The sequence below is a fragment of the candidate division KSB1 bacterium genome, from assembly GCA_022566355.1.
In the GTDB taxonomy this organism is placed as follows: domain Bacteria; phylum Zhuqueibacterota; class JdFR-76; order JdFR-76; family DREG01; genus JADFJB01.
The window spans coordinates 48,908-75,170 of sequence record JADFJB010000001.1 but is presented as its reverse complement, the minus strand read 5'-3'; the positions used below and the strand labels follow the sequence as shown (position 1 = coordinate 75,170).

18 protein-coding genes are annotated in these 26,263 nt (G+C 36.9%); 1 reads left to right on the top strand and 17 read right to left on the bottom strand.

Features of this window, described 5'->3' with window-relative positions; genetic code table 11:
- Positions 1 to 365: 365 nt before the first annotated feature.
- The 17 genes from IIC38_00290 to IIC38_00210 all read right to left on the bottom strand — a co-directional run bounded on the left by IIC38_00290 (position 366) and on the right by IIC38_00210 (position 22,816).
- On the bottom strand, positions 366 to 1,391 hold the full coding sequence (locus IIC38_00290; protein MCH8124399.1) for a glycosyltransferase family 2 protein: 1,026 nt from the start codon (positions 1,389 to 1,391) through the stop codon (positions 366 to 368).
- 65 nt (positions 1,392 to 1,456) lie between these two features.
- Positions 1,457 to 2,650: an SGNH/GDSL hydrolase family protein gene (locus tag IIC38_00285; GenBank protein ID MCH8124398.1), complete on the bottom strand. Its 1,194-nt coding sequence runs from the start codon at positions 2,648 to 2,650 to the stop codon at positions 1,457 to 1,459.
- A gap of 72 nt (positions 2,651 to 2,722) precedes the next feature.
- Positions 2,723 to 3,934, bottom strand: coding sequence for a glycosyltransferase (locus tag IIC38_00280; protein ID MCH8124397.1), 1,212 nt, complete (start codon positions 3,932 to 3,934; stop codon positions 2,723 to 2,725).
- A 10-nt stretch (positions 3,935 to 3,944) separates the two neighbouring features.
- Positions 3,945 to 5,228, bottom strand: coding sequence for an O-antigen ligase family protein (locus tag IIC38_00275; GenBank protein MCH8124396.1), 1,284 nt, complete (start codon positions 5,226 to 5,228; stop codon positions 3,945 to 3,947).
- A gap of 77 nt (positions 5,229 to 5,305) precedes the next feature.
- Complete coding sequence (locus tag IIC38_00270) at positions 5,306 to 6,643, bottom strand: oligosaccharide flippase family protein (protein ID MCH8124395.1); 1,338 nt, start codon at positions 6,641 to 6,643, stop codon at positions 5,306 to 5,308.
- Positions 6,644 to 6,735: 92 nt separating this feature from the next.
- Positions 6,736 to 8,319: a sugar transferase gene (locus IIC38_00265; protein MCH8124394.1), complete on the bottom strand. Its 1,584-nt coding sequence runs from the start codon at positions 8,317 to 8,319 to the stop codon at positions 6,736 to 6,738.
- 42 nt (positions 8,320 to 8,361) lie between these two features.
- Entirely contained in the window at positions 8,362 to 10,107 is a 1,746-nt protein-coding gene (locus IIC38_00260; protein ID MCH8124393.1) for an AAA family ATPase, read from the bottom strand.
- Positions 10,108 to 10,140: 33 nt separating this feature from the next.
- A complete protein-coding gene (locus IIC38_00255) occupies positions 10,141 to 11,562 on the bottom strand; it encodes a GumC family protein (GenBank protein MCH8124392.1) in 1,422 nt (473 codons plus the stop codon).
- Between the two features lie 146 nt (positions 11,563 to 11,708).
- On the bottom strand, positions 11,709 to 12,449 hold the full coding sequence (locus tag IIC38_00250) for a polysaccharide export protein (GenBank protein MCH8124391.1): 741 nt from the start codon (positions 12,447 to 12,449) through the stop codon (positions 11,709 to 11,711).
- A gap of 365 nt (positions 12,450 to 12,814) precedes the next feature.
- The gene (locus tag IIC38_00245; protein MCH8124390.1) at positions 12,815 to 14,161 is read right to left on the bottom strand and encodes a sigma-54-dependent Fis family transcriptional regulator; all 1,347 of its coding nucleotides are present in this window, start codon (positions 14,159 to 14,161) and stop codon (positions 12,815 to 12,817) included.
- 7 nt (positions 14,162 to 14,168) lie between these two features.
- Positions 14,169 to 14,933 carry a hypothetical protein gene (locus IIC38_00240; GenBank protein MCH8124389.1) on the bottom strand — a complete coding sequence of 255 codons (765 nt, stop codon included), beginning with the start codon at positions 14,931 to 14,933 and terminating at the stop codon, positions 14,169 to 14,171.
- Positions 14,934 to 15,078: 145 nt separating this feature from the next.
- A complete protein-coding gene (locus IIC38_00235; GenBank protein ID MCH8124388.1) occupies positions 15,079 to 15,831 on the bottom strand; it encodes a hypothetical protein in 753 nt (250 codons plus the stop codon).
- A gap of 14 nt (positions 15,832 to 15,845) precedes the next feature.
- Positions 15,846 to 17,609 carry a cell division protein FtsZ gene (gene ftsZ, locus IIC38_00230; GenBank protein ID MCH8124387.1) on the bottom strand — a complete coding sequence of 588 codons (1,764 nt, stop codon included), beginning with the start codon at positions 17,607 to 17,609 and terminating at the stop codon, positions 15,846 to 15,848.
- Positions 17,610 to 17,670: 61 nt separating this feature from the next.
- Positions 17,671 to 20,571, bottom strand: coding sequence for a hypothetical protein (locus IIC38_00225; protein ID MCH8124386.1), 2,901 nt, complete (start codon positions 20,569 to 20,571; stop codon positions 17,671 to 17,673).
- Positions 20,572 to 20,582: 11 nt separating this feature from the next.
- On the bottom strand, positions 20,583 to 21,269 hold the full coding sequence (locus IIC38_00220) for a lytic transglycosylase domain-containing protein (protein MCH8124385.1): 687 nt from the start codon (positions 21,267 to 21,269) through the stop codon (positions 20,583 to 20,585).
- Between the two features lie 18 nt (positions 21,270 to 21,287).
- Positions 21,288 to 22,076 carry a ParA family protein gene (locus IIC38_00215; protein ID MCH8124384.1) on the bottom strand — a complete coding sequence of 263 codons (789 nt, stop codon included), beginning with the start codon at positions 22,074 to 22,076 and terminating at the stop codon, positions 21,288 to 21,290.
- 125 nt (positions 22,077 to 22,201) lie between these two features.
- Positions 22,202 to 22,816 carry a response regulator gene (locus tag IIC38_00210; GenBank protein MCH8124383.1) on the bottom strand — a complete coding sequence of 205 codons (615 nt, stop codon included), beginning with the start codon at positions 22,814 to 22,816 and terminating at the stop codon, positions 22,202 to 22,204.
- 767 nt (positions 22,817 to 23,583) lie between these two features.
- On the opposite strand from IIC38_00210, the gene IIC38_00205 reads away from it, so the two are divergent.
- Positions 23,584 to 26,151 (top strand): DPP IV N-terminal domain-containing protein, encoded by a 2,568-nt coding sequence (locus tag IIC38_00205; protein MCH8124382.1) that lies wholly within the window; start codon positions 23,584 to 23,586, stop codon positions 26,149 to 26,151.
- The last annotated feature ends 112 nt before the right edge of the window (positions 26,152 to 26,263 follow it).

Genomic DNA, 26,263 nt, shown 5'->3' with positions numbered 1-26,263 from the left:
TCCCGAATTAATTCTGCCATAGCCTTTACTGCTTTGTTCAGGCTAATTGGCGTCCAATGATTATGGGATCGTTCCCAGAATAGCAATTTAGTTTGATATATTTTTATCAGGTTTCAACCTTCAAACTGAAATTGACCTGTGCGAAAATTGTCTAAAAAGTCATTAATCTAAAACGATATGTTCACCAGATCAGGATAGTGTTTAAGCAATTATCGTTTGAGATATAAAATATTTTTCGGAATTGAAAAAACCAGAAACCCAGTATTTAACACTTCGCTTTGAAGCCCCGTTGAATTTTAAAGAGCGACAATGTTCTTGTTAAAAGGCTTTGTGCTTGTATTTGAAAATAGACTTAAAAGAACTTATCATGTTTTAATTGTAATAGGTTCCTGTTTTGACTTTTGCAAAGTAAAAGAATTCCACTCCTGACTATCTTTGCAGGTAGTATGTAAAATAGACAGGTCTTCAGCAAGACCACTACCGAAAATTGTTTTAATTATAATTTTCCTCCATTTTTTGAATTGCAGAAGGTATTGAAAAATAACAAAAAAACATAATATTTTTTCTGCAGTTGTCAAATCTGTTCTTATGATGGAAATGACATGGCCAAATAAAAGTTTAAACCTCGTAAATGCAAAATGATTCGTGTTTTTAGGATTCATATACCTCTGTTGTTTTACCGAAGAATTTAAGCTGCTTGCAGCATCAAGATGATGTCGCTGATAGAAGAGTTTTTCAGGTACTTCCTTGTAACATCCCCGAAGGCTCATTTCACCTAAAAGTACTTTCTCAGCTCCATAGCAAGGAAGAAGCATTCGAGTACTTTTTAACGCATCAACGCGAAATACGGCATAGCTATCAACACACCAATTTGTGCCTAACAAAACGCCTTTGAAACGCCTATGCGGACTGGGAGAATTATAATTATTCCTGGGCAGTTCATTGTTTTGGCCAATTTTCCATCTTAAAATCTCTTTACCGCTTGCATCAGTTTTTCCACTTTTTGTATGGCACCATAGAACACTCGGGTCCTTATCCAGTACATCAATGCAGCGGGCAAGAAATGTTGGTTTACAAATATCGTCATAAGCCGCCCACTTAAAGTATTTGCCTCTGGCAAGTTTAAAAACATGATTGAAGTTCCAAATTGCCCCTTTGTTAGTTTCCTGTCTGTAGTATTTGATTCGCTTATCCCTGCGAGCATATTCCCGACAAATCGATTCTGTGCTATCCGAAGAAGCATTATCCGATATGATCAGTTCAAAATCTTCAAACGTTTGTACCAAAAATGACTGGAGCGCTTCATCAATAAACTTGGCGCCATTAAAAACCGGCATTCCAATACTGACCTTTGGTGTTTTGAGAGCTATGTTTGTGACTCTTGAATTCATTGGATAGAACCTATGTTTTTATTATCACTAAGAAACTTTCAGGTTTGTTAGTCGTCTATCGATCATTAATAGTGCGAAATTACGGCATGATTAATTTTGCCCAGAAGATTATGATCCAGAATTAATTCTGCTATAGCCTTGCCAGCCTGTTCGTGACTGAAAGGCGTCCAGTGAACCTGGGATTGTTGCCAATACAGCAACTCATGGCTGACATGAGAATCTAGCAGACCCTTACCAGAGACAAAGGTGATACCCGGACGATCTATATCAAAATACTCGAGAGGAAATTCTTCAACCAAAGGATCACTTCTATCCCAGTAAGGTGTTGGTATGCTCAGAATAATCATTGGAATATTTCTTTGTCTAAGCAGGTTGTAAAAATGATTAAAAATGGTTGCTGTTAATCTGCGCACATATATATATTTTTCTACATTCACCATAATATCACCTAATGGATATGTATTATTGATGTTCAAATCGGAGTTCGGTGAAAGTTGTATTTCTTTCTCTTTCTGCGTTTCAATCCATCTTTTCGCAATGCCTATAAGAGACTGCTTTAGGAACACAAATGCATTGGACCGCTCAGAAAGAAAAGTAGAAAGCATATTTGTATTGAAAAAATTACCTAAACTTCCCAAGGGCACATATCGCTGGTTATGTCTAATCAGACTATTACCGTCAAGCTGGAAAAGACCGGTGCGTATATTGTCCATGAAATCATTGATCCAAAACGATATGATCACAAGGTCCGGATTATAGTTGAGCAATTCCCGCTCAAGGTACAAATATTCTTCGGCGTTGGAAAAGCCGGAAACACCCGTATTTAGCACTTCGGTTTGAATCCCGATAAAATTTAAATTTCGTTCCACTACACTGGAATAAGTATCTTCGCCGTCTACCTCAAAACCCAAAGTAAACGAATCACCCAAACTGAGAATCCGTTTGACACCAGGTTGCTTTTGATAAGTGTAATCGCGATCAGCCCGCATTCCTTGATTATTGATTCGGAAATGCCATGTTCCATCAGCAGACTTGTGTCGGTACCTGGCCCCTGGGTCGTTGTAACGAATACCCCAAGGAGCCTCTACAACGCGACGCGGGAACTTGGGAATCTCTCCTACAACCAACAGAACCAACAATTCGGCCAACAAAAATGAAACCGAGATTCCGATTATGACAGCTGCTGTGTTCTTGAGCCAGTTGTGTCTCAAACTGATGAATCGCTTAAATGAACTTTTCATGTTGATTTTGTTATTCATGTCCTAAACCTTTGGCTTCACTGTGTTCAAATGGTCAACGACGAGTAGCCAATTGTGTGATTATTCAATTTTTTAAGCGGCCGTACGTTTTAAAGCTCTACTATCGAAACCCCCCTGTGCTTTTTCACCAAGCACCTTTTCATAGATCTCTATCAACATTCTATAGTTGGTCTCAGAAGTATATTCCTGTTCATATTCTTCGCGAGCAACTTTCCGCATTTGCTCCATTTTTAATGGATTACTAAAAAATTGATCGATTTTTGCCGCCAAATCGGAAGCATTCCCTCTCTCAAAGAGCAATCCCGTGTGGCCATCCTGCACAAACTCAGCCATACCTCCCAGGCGCGAAGTTATGACAGGAGTTCCCTTGGCAAAAGCTTCAAGAATGGTTTTGGGACATATTTCATACCAAATAGAAGGCATAGCCAAACAAGCGGCGTCTCCGACTATAGAATAGACTGAGCTTTGCGACTGCCTGCCAAGCCATTCGATGCGATTGTCCTGGTTAGCTGCCTTGCAAACGTTTTCTGCTAATTCACCTTCACCGACAATCTTTAATGTTATTGGCTTCCGCAGTTGCGACCAAGCAGAAAGCAGTATGTCTATCCCTTTCTCCTTGGAAAGCCGTCCGACGAAAACGACGTAGTTTCCATTCCCCTTACCGACGCTTGGTTCAGAGTGAATAAAATTAGGTTTATATACAATTTTGTTACGGGGAACCCCTGCTTGAATAAACTTTTCCATGGTAAATTTTGATGGTGCAATATACCTTGAAACCATTTGAGACCAGGTATTGATTAATCTATGAAATCCAATCATACTCGCTGCTACTGTGCTAGCAGCCTTATTTTGCCTATAGCAACCTCTTAGCACTCCTGGCCATGCAAACGTCTTACCTAAACAATCCTCGCATATCTTTCCTTTTCTTGTAAAGAAACCGTTCAAACAAAAAAGTCTATAATTGTGTAATGTTTGAACTATAGGTACTTTTTCCGCCCTGGCTGCGTAATAGAGGGAAGGCGAAATTAGAGGAAAAGTATTGTGAGAATGTATAATTTCCGGCTTCTCTTTTTGGATTAAGCTTCTTATTTTACAGTAAGTTTGTTGGTTCCAAAAAGTCTTTCGTAAAATCTCCCAATTACTCATTTCATCGATAGCGTCGTTATGTAGCGTATAACGAACTACTTCATGACCATTAGCCTCCAGCAAACTAGTTTCGTCAATATAAACTTGATCCTCCCCACCAAACCACTGATAATGATTGTGAGAGACTAAAATTTTCATGGCAAATTCCTCATTTTAGGGGTTGATACTGATAGTTTGGACCTGGTGTAGAAATAATCATTGGGGCGCCGCGAATCTCTTTCGGAAGAGCATCAATAGGTTGTAAGAACTTATCAAGCTGACGCCAAAACAATGCGATTAACCAAATAATTGTGCTGCCCCTCGGCATTGGGCCAAATAACACGGGTTCGGTTAAACCTATAATGAGCACAACAATAAGGATAAGATCCGGAAAAATAGAAGGACTTGTGAGCAATTTGCCCAGTTGAGTGAGTAGCATTGCAACCAAAATAACACCGCCAAATAATCCTACACATAGTATCGTATTAAGCAACAAATTATGAGCATGATGTAAATCATTTTCACCATATGCGTGGTTCGAAAATTCAGTTAACGCATAACGAGACCCACCATAGCCATAACCGACCCAGGGTGATTCAAACACCTTATCTATTGCAAATGACCAGATGTCTGTTCTACCAGTAAAGGTGTACATTTCTTCCACATCACCTGAGCGAGTTAGGCTCTTAAGTATCGTTTGGGAATTCAATTCCACCAACCCGCTGAAATAAACTAAGGATATTAATGAAATGACAATAATAACACCGAAGGCGGTAAAAACTTTTGCGGGGATTTTGACTTTCCGGAACAGAAAATATGAGATTACTATCATTACACACACCATTGCAGATTTGGCTCCAGTGGAATAGGCAGAGATGCAAAAAAATCCTAAAAGAAACAGCATAGTTCCTCGGCTTAGATATCCAGCTATTTTTAAACTTAAGATTGTTGCCACCGCCAACGAAATTTGAAGACCTAATTCATTGGAACTGTTGCCTAACCGACTAGGCTCCGTAGCATAGCGCCCTAATTCAGGCCAAATAAAGTATAGTACCCAGGAACCAATACAGTAAATTAATAGTCCCGCTAAGATTGAAAACATTACTCGCCGATAACCTAAATTGATTATTAGAGCCGGTACAAACAAAATAATACAAAAGATTGCAAAACAAGCCGTTGCGGTGTAAGGGATATTGGATGCAAAAGCAACCGTGACTAACCCCCATAGTCCGAGCAATAAACTCCAGGCGCCTGGAAAGCGAAAAAATTCTTTAACCGTCTTTCTCACATAGAATAAACCATAGAGCCCACATCCAGCACACAGCAACAACCTGATAATCACCGTATACTGAACCGAAAACTGGGCTCCTTTTTCTAAACCAATAAGCGTGATGCTGAAGCTGTTAAAAAAGACAGCAGCACTTAATAAAATAGCACCGATCCACATAGACATCGTAAAAGGTTTCGTTTGATTGAGCAACCGTTTATCTATTGTTGGTAGTAAAGATAAGGTCTGGTTCATAATTATAATTAGTCTAAGCTATATGAATTATCCACAAGCCGTAAAAAAGCTATCCACCTAACTAACAAGGCGATCATTGAGCCTGCTAGCATACTATAAGCCGCACCCAAAACTCCCCACTGAACGACCAGGTACGGCCCAACAACAATCGTTACACCTAAACCAATTAAACATGCCTTAAAATTTTTATTCGGTTTCTCAATAATGCGTAAACCAATATCTACTGTAATGGTCAAAGCGGATAAGACAATTCCCATTGCCAATACACGAATTGTGGATTCGAACCCCTCATAATCGTTGCCATAGAAAAAAGACATCAACTCACCACCAAAAAGAAACATCATCACACAAAACAAGATCATGACACCCCCCATAAGCAATGTGGTTTTCAATATCACTCTACGAACTTCTTTACTGCCACTTTCAGCATATAAGCGAGCAGCTCTCGGTGCTAATACATTGCCAATTCCCAAAATAAGGGGGTTTGCAATTGATACTATAGCCCAACAAGCGGTATAGGCGCCGGTAGCAGAAGTGCTAATCATTAGCGCTAGCATCCAGAACATTAAGTACCCATGAAAAGTTCCGGTTATCTGGCTCGCAAGAACCCATCTTCCGAATAACAAACTTCGCTTTATCTCTCGTTTTACATCGCTCCAATTTACTTTCATGCTTTTGCTAAATTTAGACAACCATACCAGACTTACTATCGCACATGCCAAACCAACTACTGCGTATGTGGTAATAGCAGATAGCTTAGCAATTAAACCTAACCAGACCAGACCACTTATTAATATCAGCACGACTCCCATGTCAATAATTAAAGCCGATGCAAAATGTAGATTTGCGAACGCGAAACGTCTGCCAAATTCCCGTAATAGTATAAAAGGAGTAATTCCCGCGAGTACCCAGATCAAAGATGCAATGCGATTATATTCGAAAACTGTTGAAAAAAGTGTTGCTGACACAATTAAACAGATTACAGCTAATATAGAGAACAAACAATATTGGATGAAAATACTTCCGGCATGCTGTGCGCGGGATTCCTTGGGAGTATGATTAACATAAACTGTATAAGGCACAAAAATTATTGATTCTTGCATATTGACAATCAATATAACGATACTAAATCCAAGGGAATAAACGCCTAGTTCATTTATTCCACACAGTCTGCCAACAATTACGGTTATTAAAAAATTAGTGCCGCTAACGATTGCCTGGTCCGTTAAACCCAAGACACTCTTCCAGGCAGTTTTGCCAAACAGACTCTGCCACAGTACAGTTAAACTACTTAACCATGATTTAGCAGTGAGAATGCTTTCTTCAGTTTTAACTAAGACAGTCATCGTTTTTTTGAATTACGTTTGAGTACGAGTAAGAAGCTTGAAAAAATCATCGCTTTTTTGAATCAATCAATGAGCTACCCCTTATTTTGAAATCACCCAGCCCCTTTTCCTAAAACTACTGCAGGAATGGTTTTTAACATAACTTTTAAATCAAGCCAAAGAGACCATTTATCAATATATTCCATATCTAACTCCATCCACCTATCGAATGGAATATTATTTCTGCCATTGATCTGCCACAGGCAAGTTAGCCCGGGACGTACACTAAATCGCCTCCGATGCCAGTTTTTTTCAAAACCACTATAATCTCTAAGTGTAAGTGGTCTGGGCCCGACAAGACTCATAAATCCTTGCAACACATTGATAAGTTGGGGTATTTCATCAAGGCTGGATTTCCTGAGTAATTTCCCAAACCTTGTAACCCGGGGATCATTTTTCATCTTGAAGGTTGGCCCCTGAAGTTCGTTGGCTGATTCGAGATCGGGCATCATACCTTCTGCACCAGATATCATAGTGCGGAATTTATACAACGAGAATTTTCTTTTGTTTAGACCTACTCTCTCTTGAACGAAGAAAATGGGTCCTTTTGAAGTCAGCTTGATTAATAGAGAAATAACCAGGAAAAGTGGCGAAAACAATAAAAGAGAAACCGCAGAAATAACGATATCAAAGAAACGCTTGATGTAAACCTTCCACCCCGTTAATTTCACTGGATCGAAGGTAACCAAAGCATAACTTTCTACATTTACAATTTTTAAGCGAGCAAATCTTAAATTAAACATAGAGGGCAGAAACCTGACTTTGATACCCTGCTCCTCACATAAAGATACAATACGAGATACTTCTTGATAATGAGAATTCATCGGAAGACCAATAACCACTTCATCGATCACATGCTCATTCATATATTTTGAAAATTGATCAAAACTTGCTACCAACTCAAACCCCTGCTTTAAGCAATCAACTGATCCATCCCATTCATTATCAACAAAACCATCAATGCTATAACCAGAACCCGGATTTGATTCAATATCTAGAGCGAATTGCATAGATCGCTGATTCATGCCTATCATTATTACATGCTGTGAATTTCGTCCATCCGATTTAAACTTACCAATTGCATTTTTAATCGTATTGTTGGAAGAATATCGTTTTGATGATGAAAGGGCGAAAGTTGGACTTCCGTTTCCATTCCCAGGTAACTCATCAACTGGTCTTGGGTTTGAATCCATAACGCTGTTTTCATTGGTTTTTAAATCATCAAACTGGTCAAAAAAATCTAAAGGTCTTGTTTTATCGTCCCGGTTCGTTGGATATGGAAAAATAGTATAAAACGGTGGAGGCATAAATGTTGAGATGTAAGTGCAAATACTCAATGCAAGTTTTTCTGCGATTTCTGCATCAGTATTTAATAAAATAACACCAATACCATCATTTAAAATTCCTATTTTATCTGAAGAGCGTATTTTACTTGAAATAATATCATATATCCGCCTTCCGCTTTCTGATCTTACATCCTTCGTTTCAATCCGATAACTGATCAACCAAAAAAAATGATTATTACGGTTGACATGCTCAATTTCTTGTATAATAGTTGCCTTAAATTCTTTATAACTCGCTATCCTGGAAGAAGATTGAGTTTTTATAGAAGGTTTAACTATTTGCAGATAACTCATTGATTCAAATCCTAATGAATATTGTTCCAATAAATTTTAGGCTTATAACCTGCGGTACAACCATTGTGGTAAATAAAATTTTCTGTGATTCACAATACCACCAATTATACGAACATTCGCATGGGTTAAAATTTTCTTTGATTCTTTTAAAACTTCAACCCGGCAATCATCTAATTTTACAGTTAAAACAACTCCATCACAAATTCGGCAGAGAGAAATCGATTCACCATATTCTAAAATTGGTGGTAAATCCATCAAAACCAAATCAAATTGATCTCTAAGTTTTTCAAGAGCTATCTTAAGTTTTTCAAAGCCGTGGGGTTTCCTGTTGAAAGGACTACAACTACCAGCAGTAATTATGTTGAGATTTGAATTAGGGATTTTAATAATGCATTTCTCTATTGAAATATTTTTTGTGAGAAAATCCATCAAGCCGAAATCCGCTGTTATTTCGAATTTCTTATGTAATTCCGGCGCCCTTAATTGTGTATCAATCAAAAGTATCCTGTTGGGGGTGGCATTATTTGAACAAATCATTGGGTTTTCATTTTCATTGGAGATCTCCAATCCAGATGCGACTAAAGATAGAATTCTTGCAATTGTAGACGTACCTTGTTTGTGGATGGGGCTCACAATTCCAATAATATTCAATGAATCTTCACCAGCAGATAACCTTATATTCTCTAATATTTTTTGAAAATCATTTAACACTTTATCTGAATAATTGTTTAATAGTGAAGGTACCATATGATTGGCCGTTTCCTGCAATACGAAATTTTCAGGAGTGGTAATTGTGATTGTTTCATCATCTAAATAAGAGTTATCTTTAACTTGTTCTTCGTTTTTGTCAGGTTTAGTTTCTGTACCCTCTATTTTTAATTCTATTGTTGCAGGCTTTGCATCTTCCAAGAACTGAAGTGAAGTGTCATTCGTGTCCAACTCAAATTTCAGTAAGTTAGAATCAGAGTTGTCTTTATCGAGAAAAGTTATTTGCTTAGCTCTTTTTAGGAATTCTTCAGCTAATAAACGATTACATGCCCTATTTACATTTAAAGGAATTCCCTTCGATAAATCATAGATATTATCTACAGAATCTTCTTTAAAAATTGAACATTCTTGATTGCCCGCAACAGCAAACCTGTGATTGATATACTGCTTGACTTCTTGATAATTCAATGTAGAGAGATTCAATTTCACATCAATTAATCTAGATAAATCATTCAACTCTTCATTTTCTAATATTGTTAAAATCTCACTCGTTCCCACCAGAATAAATTGAAGTAAGCCTTTTGGGAATAAATTCAGCAGCTTGCCAAGTAGTAATAAAACATTCTGTTTCGAAGATTGTATATCGTCAACGATTAACAAAGATTTTCTGTTTAATCGTCTATTAATCTCTAATTCGGAGGATAATGATTGAATAAGTTCAAAACTGGATTTTTCAGTTGATGTAATACCAAATTGTTTGCAAATATTACGTAAATAATACTCTAGGTTTGTAAAAGTATTATTTATTATAACAACACGATATTCATCTGGTAAAAGTTTTACAAAAGAATTAATGATTAAAGTCTTGCCGCTACCTTTTTTGCCTGTGAACAGTATATTTTGCCCTTTTAACGCCGCCTTTCTAAGGGACATCAAATTTTCTTTATGCCCTGCACTCCAATAAACATAATTAGGATTCTCAGTCCTTGAAAAAGGCATTTCTTTAATACCGAAATGATCCCAAAATATTGGTTGAATTTTTTCTTTTAATCCCTTAGGCATAGAATGATCGGTTTGCATAATATCCTTTTCAATCAATGTTAAATCAGTATGTTAAGTTAGTTCTATTTCTCGGACAGTGCCAAGGCTTGGAATTCCAACAAGTTGCTCTAAATCGTTAGATGATTTTATAGAATGGTCAAAGTATTCTTGCAAAGTGATCAAGAAAAAACCGCTTACCATTCCTAAAAATATTGAAACAATGAGAAATAAATAGGTTTTTGGGAAAATTGGTTTTATTGGTACAATTGGAGGGCTGATAACACGAATCCTTACTCCTCTTTCTAACTTTGCCAAAGATATTCTTGATTCTTCTTTTTTCTTCAACAACATTGAATATACCTCTCGATTTTCTTCAATGCCGCGGCTTAGCTGCGCAAATTCATATTCTTCTTGAGCAAATTCTTTGACTTCCAGCGTAATCTGGGCGATCAATCGCTGAAACTCTTTTTCTTCCGCTTTCAATGCCCTTATGGAAGCTTCTTCCATTTCGATGATTTGTTGAATCTCATTTTCAATGATGGCTTGTGTAACATTTATTAAATTAGTAACCTCAATAACTTCCACGTACTGGGATGTAAATTTTTGCTCAAGTTTTTCTTTTTGTAGTTTAAAATCCAGCAGTTCTCCCCTTAATTTAGCAATATGTTTTTCTCGGCTGGGACTATTACTTGCATCCATTGTTGGTATATTTAGATATTGACCTCGATCTCTCTGTTCCTTTACAACTGATAATTTAGTCTCTAACCCTATCCTTTGTGTCCTTACTCGTGTTAAGTTCTGTTCATAATTATTCAGTTTATTACGTAAGATTTCACTCTGTGCTTCTGTCGACAACATTTCTTTTTCCTTTTTATATGCAGATTGCTGCCTTTCCAATTTCTGGAGTTTGTCGTTTTCAATCTTTAGTTGTTCCTCAAAAAATTGGTGAGTTTCAGACTGTTCTGATATTTCAGAACGATAAGTTTTGTAGGTATTTATAAACGATTTAACAACTTCGGCAGCAAGCAGTGGATCTTTCGTTTTATAGCTAATTTCCAAAACATTACTATTACGAGGGACATCAACTCTAAATTTTTCCCTCACTCTTATTACCGTTTTAGCAAAAATAATTTTATCAATGTTAGGTTTATTTGAATGATTTTTAAAATAAACCTGAGATAATTGCAGTTCTTGAACCACACGTTCTGCAACTGGGTAACTTCTAAGAATTTCCACCTCAGAATTTACCCAATCAAATTGCCCGATTCCTCTATAAGCACTATTTTTGAATAAAATGGCCTTTTCGTCTTCGGTATCATCTTTAATTAAAATTGTTGCTTTTGCCTGGTATATTCTTGGCAATAAATAACTGACAATAGATCCAATTGCAACGACAGACAGAAAAACGACCAGTAATGTCAATTTTCGTTTAAATATGACCATGAATAAATTTCTTAAGGAAAATGAGTTTTCGTATTTTGATTCACTAAACATTTAGTTTTTTTACTCCGGGAATTATTGATTTAGTTTTAATTTATTTAAATACAGCTCCGCCAAGTCAGTCCCAAATTATAAAATGAGATTCCTTGGCGTTGTGAATTATGTTTTGTTCAGACTTTAAGAATCTTGTAAAACAAGCTTCATTTGGTCCAGAATAATACTCTCAAATAAATATCAACAGGCGGAAACGCTCCATCATAGACTTGTTTAAGAAATGAGCTAATTCCCGCAATAAATGTTTTTGGAACATAAACAATATCTTGTGGGCGCAAGTAATACTGGTTTGGAATGTTTGCACCTTTTAATAGTTCTTTTAAGTTGACTTTAATGGCTTCGATTTGCTCATCCTGACCTAATCGCAATATCATTACACTCTTTAGCTTGGCGCTATCCTTGGCTCCACCGGCTTGCGCAATTGCCTGTAAAATTGTCATATTGCGCGTTATTGGATAACCCCCTGGTTCGTTCACTTCTCCTAGTAGATAAACATTATACCCCCCGAACTGTCGAACGAATATCGTTACTTCCGGGTTGATTAACAAATCTGAATAGGATTTTGTAATTATACTGTCCAAGCCACTAGGGGTCATTCCAGATACATAAATGTCGCCAACTTTTTCCAATGTAATTCGACCATCAGGCCGTACTGTAATAGTTTCATTGAATCGTGCATTGTTGAAAAATCTGACTTCTATTTCATCACCAAAACCTAATAGATATTCCGCAGGAACAACTGGTTGATTTTCAACAGATTGACTGCTAGATCCATTTCCATAACTTTGTTGCGGCTGTTTAATTCCAACTCTGTTAGAACATCCAAACAGGAGACTTGATATTAAGCAGAAAATTAATAAAATTTTTACCGTATATTTCTTTGCCAAAATTTTCTATCTTCCCTATTAAAGTTCTAGTTGAAGATTTACCGTAATTCGTTTCGAAACTATTTTAGCAAGTCTTGTTCCAAACAAACTAATCGCTTATCGAACCGGAATAAATATAGCAATAACCACTTGTTATTTAATAGTTTATAGGGATTTATTGATGTAGCGTTTTAATGAAAATGACAAAAAAAGGAATTCGGTATGAAGTCGTAAATTACGACAATAGACATGTTATAAAGAAGATAACATTTTGACTTTATTAGATTTAGACTATTTCTACATATCGTCTTCAAATTATGTAAAACACGACATAATGAAAGTCTAGAATGGAATTTTATTTCATGGAGGTGTGTTTGGTTAGCGTTTTAATCCAATTCGTATTTCCGCAATTTTCTATAAAGTGTATCACGATGGATTTTTAAGAGGGCCGCGGTTCGATTTTTGTTACCGGAAGCGATTTGCATAACTTTTTGAATATGCTCCCTTTCCATATCTTCAAGAGACAAAAGGGATGTCGAGTCAATTTCAACGTCATTATACTCATGCCAATGCATGTGATCAGGAAGGTGTTCCGGAAGAATATCTTTACCATCGCATAGTACCACCGATCTTTGGATCACATTCCTCAGCTCACGCACATTTCCAGGCCAATGGTAAGATAAAAAAATTTCCATCGTTTTTGAATGTATTGATGGCTGATTAATTTTCTGCTCAATTGAATATCGTTGGACAAAATAATTACTGATCAATTGAATATCTTCTCTAATCTCACGTAAAGGCTTTAAATTGATTTGCATTGTATTTAATCGGAAATAAAGGTCATTGCGAAATTCACCATTTTTGATACACAATTCCAGGTTTTGATTGGTCGCTGAAATCAGACGAAAGTCCGTTTGAATCAATTGATTACCACCAAGCCTTTCCACAACGTGCTCTTCCAAAACACGAAGTAATTTTGCCTGCATTTCGATTGGCATATCGCCAATCTCATCTAAAAACAAAGTGCCTTGATGAGCGATTTCCAGCTTTCCACGCTTTAGTTTTTTTGCATCCGTAAAAGCACCTGGCTCATAGCCAAATAATTCACTTTCTAATAAATGAAGTGGCAGGGCGGCACAATTAATTTTAAGAAATGGCTTATTCTTACGATTACTGTACTGATAAATAGCATTTGCGATCAGCTCTTTACCTGTTCCGCTTTCGCCTTTGATTACTACTGAAAGTTCGGAATGCGCAATTTTCTTTACCAATTCTCTTGTCTCTATAGTGGCACTTGACTGGCCAATGAATGGAAAGTCCATATCAGCAGTGTTGCCTGCGTTTTTCTTCTCTGTCTCAGAAGATTTCATCAGCGCTGTTTTTAAATTGCTTATTAGATCCATGATGTTGATCGGCTTCAAAATATAATTTTCCGCACCAAGCTTCATGCAGTCGACAGCATGTTGAATAGAACCGTAACCGGTTAATATGAATACGATTACGCCAGGCCATTTTTGTTTTATTTCACGCAGCAGTTCAATTCCGCTCATTTTGGGCATACGTAAATCAGTAATAACAGCATCAATTCTATTTTCATGTAAAATCGGTAGAGCTTCCAGGGCAGAAAGGCTTGTGAAAATCTCAAATGATTCCAACTCAAGGGTATCGCGTAATGCCCGCAAAAAATTCGGTTCATCATCAACGATTAATATTTTTTCTTTTTGATATTTCATATTTAATTTAAGATGAAATAGGTAACACTATGGATACCTTTGTACCTTTTCCTATTTCTGATGTAATATGTATTTCGCCGTGATTCCTGGAAATGCTTGCGTCTACCAGTGATAACCCCAGACCAATTCCATTTTGATCTAATTTTGATGAAAAAAACGGTTCAAAAATTTTTTTCAAATCTTCCTGTTCGATGCCAATCCCTGTGTCGGTGATATCAACAGCTAAGTAATTTTTTTCTTTGACATAAGTGTGGATTGTCAAACATCCACCGCTTGGCATAGCCTCCATAGCATTCATAAATATATTGAGTAGAACTTGTTTTATCTCACTAACATTGATAAAACAGAGAGGACCATGCTCCAAATTTGATTCTAATTCTATTTCCTGGTACAATAGATTTTTCTCTATCAATGAGAGGGTTTGCCGAATAATTTTGTTAACGTCGGCACTTTCACGTTCCGTACTTGTCCTCTGGGAAAAATCCAGCAAATTGTTAATGATTCGTTGTGATCGTATGATTTCGACCTGCATGATAGTTAAATGTTCGTGGACACGCACTTCCGGATGATTCTCCAGAACTTTGTTGAGATAATAAACGGAAGTCCCGATGATGCTTAGAGGATTTCGTAATTCGTGAGCAATCCCTGCGGCAAGTTGTTCCAGACTGGCCATTTTTTCTTTGAACAGCAAAAAATGCTTTTGGTTATTCTTTATTTGACCCGGAATTTCATCTTCAACAACCAGATCCTGTTTTTCTAAATTAGATTTCACTTTCCTCTTTCCAGTACAGAACTAGTTTTATGGCAACCAACGGAAGCCTTAGTTTATTATTCGGCAAGTTTTGAATAAATTTGAAATAAGAGACAAAAAGAAAGGATAAGGTTGGCAAATAAGCAGGATATAAATTACTGGCTTCTTAATTTTTTGAACTAAATAAGTCGGTAATTTTCTTAAAAATACTCTTTTGTTCTTTTTGGGTAACTACCGGCTTTTCGACAAAATTAATCTCCAAAACATCGTCCAGCTCAGTAAAAGAACTCTGAATTTCAGAGCTGGAATCATCTTCTTCAGGAATATCAAATTTCAAAGATCGATTTTGATCTTTCGGCAAAAATGAATTCTCAGCAACTCCATCTTCAAAATTTGTAGATTTGATTGTCGACGTTGTTATCGAGTATTCTCCTTTTATGAGAGAGATCAATCCCTCATCTTCTTTAATATCAAATATAAGCCCATTCTCATCCCCTTCGTCAACTTCTTCGCTGCTAATCGTTACAGAATCTTCTTCGGCATTGTATTTGATTATTTTATTCCCATCTTTTTCCTTTTCTTTCTCGCTGACCAGTAATACGGCTTCCGCAGCTTTTACAGAATCTATTAAATTTGAGATTAGTTTTTCCGAATCATTTTCTTTATCGTGCGTATCCACCATCATTACGATCGTTCGTCCAATTACTTCTTCACTCTCAAAACCGTAGACCATTGCCAGATCACTCATGGCCAGTCCACTTTTTTTTATTTCTTGAAGTAAATTTTCGGTATCCTCCTGGTTCTCAACATCAGAAATCAACTTACGGATATCTGCTATGTTTCGACGCATTTCTTTTTGATAGTAGGAAACAAATTCCAAAGCTGGTTCCGAAATTACGGTTTCTTTTTTCTCAGACATGATAAAACTCAATATTATTTTGACGGATTTTCGTCTTTGCGCAATAAGCTTTTCACATATTGCATTGCATCATTTACATTCGAAACATCTTTCGAGGTTTTTTCACTATCCATTTTTGAGTCCCCTGTTGAAGCTGGACCCGATTCTGTATCATAACCGGATTCAACCAAATGCTTATCCATATCTTTGTTAATCTTCTCTAACTCTTTTACGAAATCTTCTTTTGTAGAAATATCATTGCTGCGAATTGATTTCGCTAATAAATCAGCTTTAACTTTAAATTCTTGTGCCCATTTCATGGAATCCGCCTCATTCCGGATCATCAATTGCAGATGGTTTGGGATATCCGTAAACAATTCGAGAACTTGTTCAAAGAATAAATCTTTATAAATAATACTGGCCAAGAAATCTTCGGCCAAGTTCATCGTCTTGGAAATATCATCGAAATCAAACATTTGTGCTGTTCCAGCTAGTGAAGAACTTGCTTTCCTTAGTTCTTCCCATTGATCACTGTCAGTGATGTTTTCTTGAAGTTCCATTATAACATCAGAAAGAATCTTTAAATCTGCATCAGACTCCTCTTCCATAATTTCAGAAAAAATCTTTTTAGAGCTGTTTAGTTTTTCTTCATCAACAGATTGCGCTTCGGTCTTCGTAGATGAACTTTCATTATCGTTTTCTTCATCAAGGAGCTGGGAAGAGGTTTTTGTTCCGTAAGATGTTTTTTTGACCAATTTTTTAGAGTTACTCTCATAGGAAACCAATTCTACATTAGAAGGAATCATATCATTACTCAACCCTGTGGCTAAAACCATCACGTAAACTTTTTTATCAAGGTCCGGACTTATACGAGCCCCCCAGATGATCTTTGCAGATTTATCTAATTTTCGCGCCAAAGTATGCATGGCTGTTTTTGCATCTCTGATTGTCATATCCCTGCCGCCGGTTATATTGAGCAATGCACTTTTTGCACCGTCAATTTTTAGATCAATCAAGGGATTTGCTACTGCTTTTTCAACAGCATCTATGGCCCTATCAGGTGACTCACTTTCAGCCATCCCGATTAATGCAGTTCCACCGTCTTTCATTATTGTTCGAATATCTGCAAAATCCAAATTAACCAAGCCCTTTTGCGTAACCAATTCAGTTATCCCTTTGACAGCGTTTACTAAAACATCGTCAGCTACACGAAACGCCTCATCCAAAGACACATCAGGATCAATCTCCAACAATTTGTCATTTTCAATTACAATAAGGGTATCGGAATTCTTTTTTAACCGCTCCAGCCCATACTCAGCATTATTTCTTCTCATTACCCCTTCTTCTGAAAATGGCAATGTTGTTATAGATATGGTTAATGCACCTGCTTCTTTTGCCAATTCGGCTATAATCGGTGCAGAACCGGTTCCAGTACCGCCACCCAGTCCACACGTGACAAAAACTAAATCCGCATCACTTACAATTGCTTTTATTTCATTCTCATTTTCAACCGCCGAATCTTCACCCACTTTAGGATCACTCCCTGCACCCAGGCCACTAGTAATTTCTCTACCAATCAGGATTTTATGATCAGCATTTGTAAAAAGGAGATCCTGGGCATCGGTATTAATGGCATAGGTTTGAACATCATCAATACCTGCTTCTAATAGCCTGGAAATGGTATTATTCCCAGCGCCCCCCGTCCCAATGACCTTGATCACCGTTTTATGCGATTTAAGCAGGGCTTCTAACTCTTTGTCAGTATCACTTTGAAATGTAATTTTCTTGTCCTCTTTCATATTATTCCTATTGGATATTTGATTTCATAGATCCTTGAAAGTGATTTATTATTAAAAATGTTTACTCTCTTAACAACTGCTTAAAAAATTTTGAAGTGTCATCAAATAATAAAAAATCTAACGGATCATCTGATGGATTTTCTTTCTTCTCAAGTTGAACAGGTGAAACATCGATTTCCTCTTTCTCTAAAGAGGCTGGAATTTCACTCCATCCTTGAATGATTTTTATTTGCTGATTAATCCAGGATTGCCTTTCCGGCTCGTTTAATCTTTTCTCTCTGCAAGCATGTTCAATTTCGGAAACTGCCGTGTATAGACCATTAACCTGGGTTACGGTCATGGAAGATTCATTTTCCTTTTTGTTACTTATCAAATTTTCCGCATAAGCCATCAACTGATAAATGGTTTTATAACCAAGTTTTTTGGCTAAAGTTTTTAATGAGTAAAATGCCAGCTCAATGTCTTCCAGTGATTGTGAATCAGAAGGATTTCTCATCAAGTTTTGAAGAGACTTTCGGGCAAAAGAAAAATACATATCAGATTCCGAAACAAAATCGTAGCCATCCCCTGTGTCACCCGACTTTATGTTCCCTTTAATCCCACCGTTTCCTGGGTCAGGTTGTGAAGAGCCATTATGATCATTTTTGCTATTTTCCGGATGTTTAGTTTGATTGGCTTCATAATCCTTCTGCAACTTTTCTATGTAAAAATCAAAGTTGGATTCATTTTGATCTTCTACTTGCTCACTTTGAGATTCACTATTCGCCGGTTCAACTAAGTTTAGCTGCGATTCTTCATTTTTAATATCTTCCAATATTTCGAGCAAATCTTCATCAGCTTCTCCTGGCAAATTTATTGCAACAGGTTGTGGCTGTTTAGAAGAAGAAGGTTCTGGCTCTGTCAATGGTAAATCGCTTGATTCCATTAAATCTGATTCCCCTGTTGTTTTAGATACATCGCTTAAAGAATCAATCTGTCTATCTAAGTTCGAATCCGGATGTTCTTTAAGACTTAGATTTTCAGATAATTGGGATCGATTTACAGAATCTTCTTCAGCCTCTAGTTGTTCCTCCATAAGTTCGGTAAGAAGCTCGGATTCACGAATTGATTTAAATTCTACCGTGTCGACATGTTCATCGTGTATTTCTGTTTCATTTATGGAAGGCTCGGGTTCATTGAACTCGTAGATTTCTTCAAGTTCAGGCTTATTCAGGATAACAATTGGTTCTTCGTTTGTCTTTTTGGAGAAATTATTTGAATTTTCTTTGACATCAACTTTCTCGATTATTGGAGCAGCTTTTTCTGTTTTGCCATTTTGGACGAACAATTCTTCCGGGTAAACTTCTCTTTGTTTATCAATTTGATGTGCTACCAATCTAACGATATCCAATCTCTCGCTGCCTTTTCCGGAGCTGTTGACAACAGCAACGGCTTCCCAGGCGTCGTTGAGAATGTTCTTAAGAATTGATCGTTTTTCTATTCCTTTCATGTATGCAGTTTCAAATAACAGCAATACCTTGAATGAGAGCGCTTCAATTCCTTCATCACCTTGGATCATCGCCCCATCGCGCAAATCTTTAAAATCATTTTTGATTTTTTTAAATGATTTCCAATCGTTTGCATTCAGGCAGAAATTATCAATATTTTTCCGTATGCTTCTTAATTTATTACTTACATCATCCTGGAAATAGGACCAAGGTTGTAAATCGGTTGGATTGGGTTCGATACTTTCAATCTCATCCAACTTGGCAAATTGTTGAACAATCTCGTTACCATTTAGATCTTTTGGCTTTTCTTTAAATCCAGTTGGTTCGTTAAGATCGGAATGTAAAGGGAATCCGTCAGATTCTTGAGGATTAAATAGTTCATTTACCGGTTTTAAATTCTCAGTTTTCAGTTCCACATGAGGTTCGTGTGGCTCAATCTTTGATTCGGTGAATGACAGATTATCAGATTCAATTGTTAATTTTTCCGACTTTGATTCTTCTGCTTTATCAACCAGCGGTTCGGATTTTAACTCATGAAAAATCGATTTTTCAATTTCATCGATTAATTTCACCGAATCTTTCTCATCAATTTTAGTTACGGGTGTTTCTGGTTGTGAATCTTGGAACAGTGAATTCTCTGTTTCATCACCTAATTCTCCTGTTTCTTTCTCGTCTCCCTTTAGAACAGGAAATTCAGGTTTTGGTTTAGAAGAAAATACAATTTCAGTTTCCGAGCTTAATTCCTCTGGTCCTTGTTCCTCAATTTTAGTTACGGGTGTTTCTGGTTGTGAATCTTGGAAAAGTGAATTCTCTGTTTCATCACCTAATTCTCCTGTTTCTTTCTCGTCTACTTTTAGAACAGGAAATTCAGGTTTTGGTTTAGAAGAAAATACAATTTCAGTTTCCGAGCTTAATTCACTTTGTTGAGGAATTTCATCTTCATCATTAAAAGACAATGATTCAAGAGAGAGGACATCGTCGATTTTCTTTATCTCATCATTTAATGAATCTTTAGACATTGAAGAATGATCATTACCATTGCCATTACTAGTTGATTCTAATCCGAATATATCAAGTAGCATGGATTTGGTAGACTCTTTAGATAAGAGATCCAGAAGTGTGGATGAAAGAGATTGCCCAAGGGCTCCTACGATGTCCATCATCTGCTGGGTAGTTAACCTGGAATTCTTTAAGCAATCGATACCGTAATCTAATTGTTCATGATACCTGCGAAATTCATCAAACTGATCTAGCTGTTTAAATAATCTTAGTTTATTTTCCGAATTGATGATTTCATCCATAATTAAACCAACAGTAACGGCATGCGCTGTCTCAGGAACAGAAGAATCACTCTTATTAAGAGAAGTCATAAATTTTTGGAGGAAATAGCTTTTTGGGTTGAAAAAGCGCTCCAATAAAGTTTCGTTGAAACCTGCTTCATTAGTTTGTTCAGGAGAAGTCTGAATTGTCGACATATACGTATCTCCTAATTCTGAAATTTACGGTATAATTTCATTACAGCAGGTACATAATTCTGAGTTTCTTCCCATAAAATCCCATCAGCTTTATTGTTAGCAAGCCACATTGCAGCTCGTTTTTCTCCACCATTATAAGCAGCTAGAGCTCCTTCGATGCCATAAAAATCAATTAACATCGAAAGATATCGACATCCCATACGAACATTATAAATTGGATTATTGAGAATCTCTTCTGCTGAAGTCCATTTTAAATTTTCATATTCAACTAGAAATTGGCCGGTCTTAGGCATTATTTGCATTAAACCCATCGCACCTACCGGTGAAATAACTTTTGGATCCCATGTCCGGGCACTTTCATGCGTAATTGTTGCACAGATTAGATCTACGTTCAGATTATCATATTTAACTTCCATTTTATAAATCAAATCTGCTATTACTTGCTTTAACTCAGTTGACATAGTAGGATTATATTTATCAATGATACTAATAATTCTAATTGTTACATTTTGTCGTTGTTGATCTACTTTTATAGAGCCTTCAATTTCTTTTATTGAACCCTCCATTCTGTTGTTAAACGTAAAAAAATGAAATGTTTCAATTCGGTGTAAAGTGAACCCAATTGCACTGATTCCCAACGCCACCGCTACCGCCACCACGACCAAAACCGTGAGACGTCTAAGAAATCGTATGACCATTCGCTTACCTTTCAATTTTTAGGCAACTTCTTTCTTGATTTGAATTTGATTTGAAGCAACCATCTCCTCCGCCAACTGCATATAACTTTGACTACCTTTACACTTTTGATCAAAAAGCATAACGGGCCGGCCATAATAAGGCACTTCTGCCAGCCTGACATTTCGTGGAATAACCGTTTCAAACACCATCCCCTTTAGGGTATATTTTACTTTTTCGACAACCCGTTTGGTTAAATTATTCCTCGAATCATACATGGTTAGTAAGAATCCACGGTACTTCAATGATGGATTATATTCTTCTTTGATTGTCCGTGTTAATTTTAAAAAACGCCCTAAAGCCTTTAAAGCATAATATTCACATTGAATTGGAACAATTATCGAATCCGATGCAATCAAACCATTATAAGTTAGATTCCCCAAAGCTGGGGGACAGTCGATAAGAAAATAATCATAATCCTCTTTAATGGAACGTAAGCAAGCTTTCAGTTTTGATTCTGCGGATGATCCGATTAGTTTCCTTTTTTCATCGTCATCGGACCAAACATTGCATGGAATTAAGTCTAAATTACTCAGTTCGGTAGAATGGATTGTTTGTTCAATAGGCATATTTTCTGTGAATAGTTGTAGAATTCCACCCTTTATATCATAGCGACTCATCCCGAAACTAGAGGCTATACCTCCCTGCGGATCCAAATCTATTATTAATGTTCTATAATTAAGATGAGCAAATGCAGCACCCAAATTTACCGCTGTTGTGGTTTTACCAACACCACCTTTTTGACTTGCAATTGAAACAACTTCGCCCATGCAACTACTCCTGGAATTCAATAAAACATTTTTAGTTTATTAATTCTATTTATCGGAAACAATTAGTGATTTCCTTAAATCTAAAATTATTTTTCATCGGGTTTTCAAACTACTCTTCAACAAAATTATGGGTTTTGAGGAGATTCAACTTCTAATCTACAATGATCCCAATTTAGCATTTCATCGAGTGCATTTTTTCCATTCATATATCCTAATTCTGCCTGATAGATCTGCCCTTTGGAAATGTATAAACGACCCTTCTTACTCCCACTGACCAAAGTAACCCGAAGATCATCGATGGTCGTTGTTGTATCTAAAAGATGAAGAATTTTCCTGCTTGCATCGTTCTTAACTTTTAATGGCACAGGCTCAAGAATTTTATAGATCTTTTGCTTCAAACTACTCATCTCAAATGGTTTTTCTATGAAACTACACTTATCATCCATTAAAACTTTATTTAGAATTTCTTCGGATCTATAGGCTGTCATAATGATGATTTTTGTATTTAATTTCTTTTCTTGAATATACTTAATAAGTGCAAAACCATTAATTCCCGGCATGCGCAGATCAGTGACCAATAGATCTACTCTTTCATTTTGTAGAATTTCTAACGCTTCGCTACCTGAGTTGAAAGAATTTACCTCTGAAATTCGATTTTCCCTTTTTAAGCTCTTGGTGATGCTCCAGGTTAAATCTTCTTCATCATCTACAATCAGAACTCTGTGTTCAGGCATATTCATTGTTCTTTTATCCACTATTAACTAAATCTAAAACATCTTTTACGAGATGCTCAGCAAGGATTATGCCATATTGATAAATTGTAAAAATCATACATTTTTTGTTAAATAAATGTTGATTTAACTTATTATTATTTAATATCTTATAAATATTCTAATAAAGGGTTTTTTTACTTTGAACCTGACTAATCCGGTCAAATTCTCTATTTTTATAGGGAAATATCCGGCAACTATTTGTGGGTTGGTCGATATTTGTGCACACAGCAGGTTAGAAAGGCATGAAATTGTTGATTCGATTGTTTTTTAAATTGAAGCGATAGGATAAATAATTTGTTTCAAATTAAATCAATATCCAAGAAATATTGCACGATTTATTATAATTGGTTCAATTTGAAACATCTTTTACAGAAAAATAGGTTTCATTTTTACCGGTGTTTTTTAAAGGATTTCAGTATATTAAATATCCGCCAATTTTCAACAGTTACAATTATGTTACTAAATTCCAAAAATAGCCTTGTGGTTCATAACCCAAAAACAAAATTTCTTCGAATTTTAAAAGCTAGTCTTTTCTGAATTATTTTTATGAACAAATCCCACAAGTTTTTGGTGAATTCATATTTATTGATATTAATTCATTGACTTTTTAGTAGATATTTTTTCTTATTAAGAAGTAATCTGAATTTCGAATGAGAATGAGAATCTCACTCTATTATTCACCCTTACTTACTGAATTCTGAACAATTAATTAATTGATTAGGAAGGAACATGCTATGAAAAGAAGTATTATTATTGTAATCGCGTTGACAGCCCTTGTATTTCAATCTGCAAGTTTATCAGGCCAAAATAAACCCATCGATAAAGCCAACTACCTGCTGGCTTCTAAGTTTTCGCCAAACAAGATGAAAAAAATGGTTTTTAGTACATCCGTGGATCCACATTGGCTTAAGCTAAGTAACCGATTTTGGTACTCCTTCGAAACTAGCGAAGGCAAGACATTTTACATAGTTGATCCGGTTAAACGAACGAAGCGCCCAATTTTCGATAATGTTAAAATAGCTGCCATGCTGACTCGGATAACCAAAGACCCTTATGATGCCAAACACCTTCCAATTGATAAAATCAAATTCATAAAGAATGAAACGGCAATCTTCTTTGAAGTAGAAAGTTCGCAAGATGAGAAGAAAGAAGAAAAAGAGGAAAAGGAAGAGAAAAAAGAAGATCAAAAAAAGGAAGAAAAAAAGGATGACAAGAAAAAAGTAAAAAATAAAAAACCCAAGAAAAAGATCTTCTTTTTTGAATACAGGCTTTCCACAGGAAAACTAACCATCGTAGAAGATTATAAAAAACCGAAGAAAAGACCGGATTGGGCATCTATAGCTCCGGATAGTTCAGTTGTTATCTTTTCCAAAAACTACAACCTGTTCTGGATGGACATGGAGAATTACCTGAAAGCCGTCGAGAGCGAAGAGGATTCTACAAAAGAGGATTCTACAATAGTGGAGCACCCTTTGACGACTGATGGTGAAGAGTATTATAGCTACCAGGGCCGGAGCCGAGGTGAGACTAATGTTGACAAGGTAAAGAACAAAGATAAACGAAAATCAGTTCGGATCGTCTGGTCCCGCAATTCAAAAAAGTTTGCAATGACTCGTTCCGACAGTCGTGAGGTTAAGGATTTATGGGTTATCAATTCTGTAGCAAATCCCAGGCCCACATTGGAAACCTATAAATATAACATGCCAGGTGAATCGGAAGCTTCCCAGGTTGAGCTCCTGGTTTTTGATTTATCCTCGGAAGAAAAGATAGTTGTCCAGGAAGATGAATTTAAAGATCAGCAGGTTTCCATCATTACCGCAGCGCGATTAGCGAAGAATCGTGATGATGACAATAGACCCAGTCTTTGGTTAGCAGAAACTCCGGATAAAGTTTACTTCACCAGAACCAGTCGCGACCTGCACCGGATCGATATTTGTGTTGCGGATGCAGCCACTGGCGAAGTCAAAGTTTTGATTGAGGAAAGGCTCAACACTTATGTGGAAACTCGCCGACTTGGACTTGTCAACAACGGCCAAGAATTGATCCACTGGTCTGAACGGGATGGTTGGGCTCATTTTTATCTTTATGATGGAAACGGTAATCTAAAGAATCAAATTACTTCAGGTCCTTTTCACAGTGAAAACATCTCCGGGATCGATGCTGAAAACCGGGTTCTCTATTTTACAGCGAATGCCCACGAATCCAATGAAGACCCTTACTACAGGCATTTATATAAAGTAAATTTTAACGGTACGGGACTTACGCTGTTGAATCCTGGCAACTATAACCACACGGCTCGCCCCAGCGACTCCAATCGCTTTTTTGTCAATACGTATTCCAGTGTGGATACAACGCCAAAATCAGAAGTGCGGGATAATCGCGGCAACAAAATTGTGGACCTGGAGACTGCAGATCTGTCATTATTGATGCAGGCCGGCTACAAATTTCCGAAACCCTACCGAGTGAAAGCAGATGATGGTATTACGGATTTGTACGGCGTCATATATAAACCTTTCGATTTCGATTCCACCAGGAAATACCCGATCATTGCCTATGTATATCCCGGTCCCCAAACTGAGTCGGTCAGCAAATCTTTTTCTACCCGGATGGACAGAACCGATCGGCTGGCCCAGTTTGGATTTATAGTCATTACTGTGGGCAACCGCGGCGGTCATCCAAGCCGCTCAAAATGGTACCACAACTATGGATATGGCAATCTCCGTGATTATGGATTGGCAGACAAAAAAGCAGCCATCGAACAACTAGCGGATCGGTATCCATTTATCGACATCGACAAAGTGGGGATCTTTGGTCATTCGGGCGGTGGTTTTATGTCAACAGCCGCAATGCTTGTTTACCCGGATTTCTTTAAAGTGGCCGTTTCTTCATCAGGAAATCATGAAAATAATGTCTATAATCGCTGGTGGAGTGAAAAACACCATGGCGTCAAAGAGGTTACGGACAAAGACGGCAACATCAAATTTGAATACGATATCGAGAAGAATTCGGAAATTGCTAAAAATTTAAAAGGACGTTTGTTAATAACCACTGGCGATATCGATAACAACGTTCATCCTGCCGGCACAATTCGGTTGGCGAATGCTTTAATCAAAGCAAACAAACGCTTTGATTTCTTTGTATTTCCGGGACAGAGACATGGTTATGGCGATATGAACGAATATTTTTTCTGGTTAAGATCGGATTATTTTTGCAAACATTTGATTGGAAATTATGCTTACACAGTGGACATCATTGAAATGAACCGTGAAAAGAAAATGAGTGGAAAGAAAAAGAGTAGGTAGATTTGATTTTAAACTGCGATCTGTTTAAGCTTAAAACATCCAATGTCATCCCGTCGCGCAGGATGCTACAGAGTGTAGTTCCCGAATACTTTCGGGGTGTCCGAGAACCCCA

Coding starts and splice junctions, on each gene's coding strand:
- IIC38_00245 (MCH8124390.1), bottom strand. CDS start 14,161: ATGAAATATCAAAAAGAAAAAATATTAATCGTTGATGATGAACCGAAT.
- IIC38_00235 (MCH8124388.1), bottom strand. CDS start 15,831: ATGTCTGAGAAAAAAGAAACCGTAATTTCGGAACCAGCTTTGGAATTT.
- IIC38_00225 (MCH8124386.1), bottom strand. CDS start 20,571: ATGTCGACAATTCAGACTTCTCCTGAACAAACTAATGAAGCAGGTTTC.
- IIC38_00280 (MCH8124397.1), bottom strand. CDS start 3,934: ATGAAAATTTTAGTCTCTCACAATCATTATCAGTGGTTTGGTGGGGAG.
- IIC38_00255 (MCH8124392.1), bottom strand. CDS start 11,562: ATGTTTAGTGAATCAAAATACGAAAACTCATTTTCCTTAAGAAATTTA.
- IIC38_00220 (MCH8124385.1), bottom strand. CDS start 21,269: ATGGTCATACGATTTCTTAGACGTCTCACGGTTTTGGTCGTGGTGGCG.
- IIC38_00215 (MCH8124384.1), bottom strand. CDS start 22,076: ATGGGCGAAGTTGTTTCAATTGCAAGTCAAAAAGGTGGTGTTGGTAAA.
- IIC38_00270 (MCH8124395.1), bottom strand. CDS start 6,643: ATGACTGTCTTAGTTAAAACTGAAGAAAGCATTCTCACTGCTAAATCA.
- IIC38_00275 (MCH8124396.1), bottom strand. CDS start 5,228: ATGTCTATGTGGATCGGTGCTATTTTATTAAGTGCTGCTGTCTTTTTT.
- IIC38_00285 (MCH8124398.1), bottom strand. CDS start 2,650: ATGAATAACAAAATCAACATGAAAAGTTCATTTAAGCGATTCATCAGT.
- IIC38_00265 (MCH8124394.1), bottom strand. CDS start 8,319: ATGAGTTATCTGCAAATAGTTAAACCTTCTATAAAAACTCAATCTTCT.
- IIC38_00290 (MCH8124399.1), bottom strand. CDS start 1,391: ATGAATTCAAGAGTCACAAACATAGCTCTCAAAACACCAAAGGTCAGT.
- IIC38_00205 (MCH8124382.1), top strand. CDS start 23,584: ATGAAAAGAAGTATTATTATTGTAATCGCGTTGACAGCCCTTGTATTT.
- IIC38_00210 (MCH8124383.1), bottom strand. CDS start 22,816: ATGAATATGCCTGAACACAGAGTTCTGATTGTAGATGATGAAGAAGAT.
- IIC38_00260 (MCH8124393.1), bottom strand. CDS start 10,107: ATGCAAACCGATCATTCTATGCCTAAGGGATTAAAAGAAAAAATTCAA.
- ftsZ (MCH8124387.1), bottom strand. CDS start 17,609: ATGAAAGAGGACAAGAAAATTACATTTCAAAGTGATACTGACAAAGAG.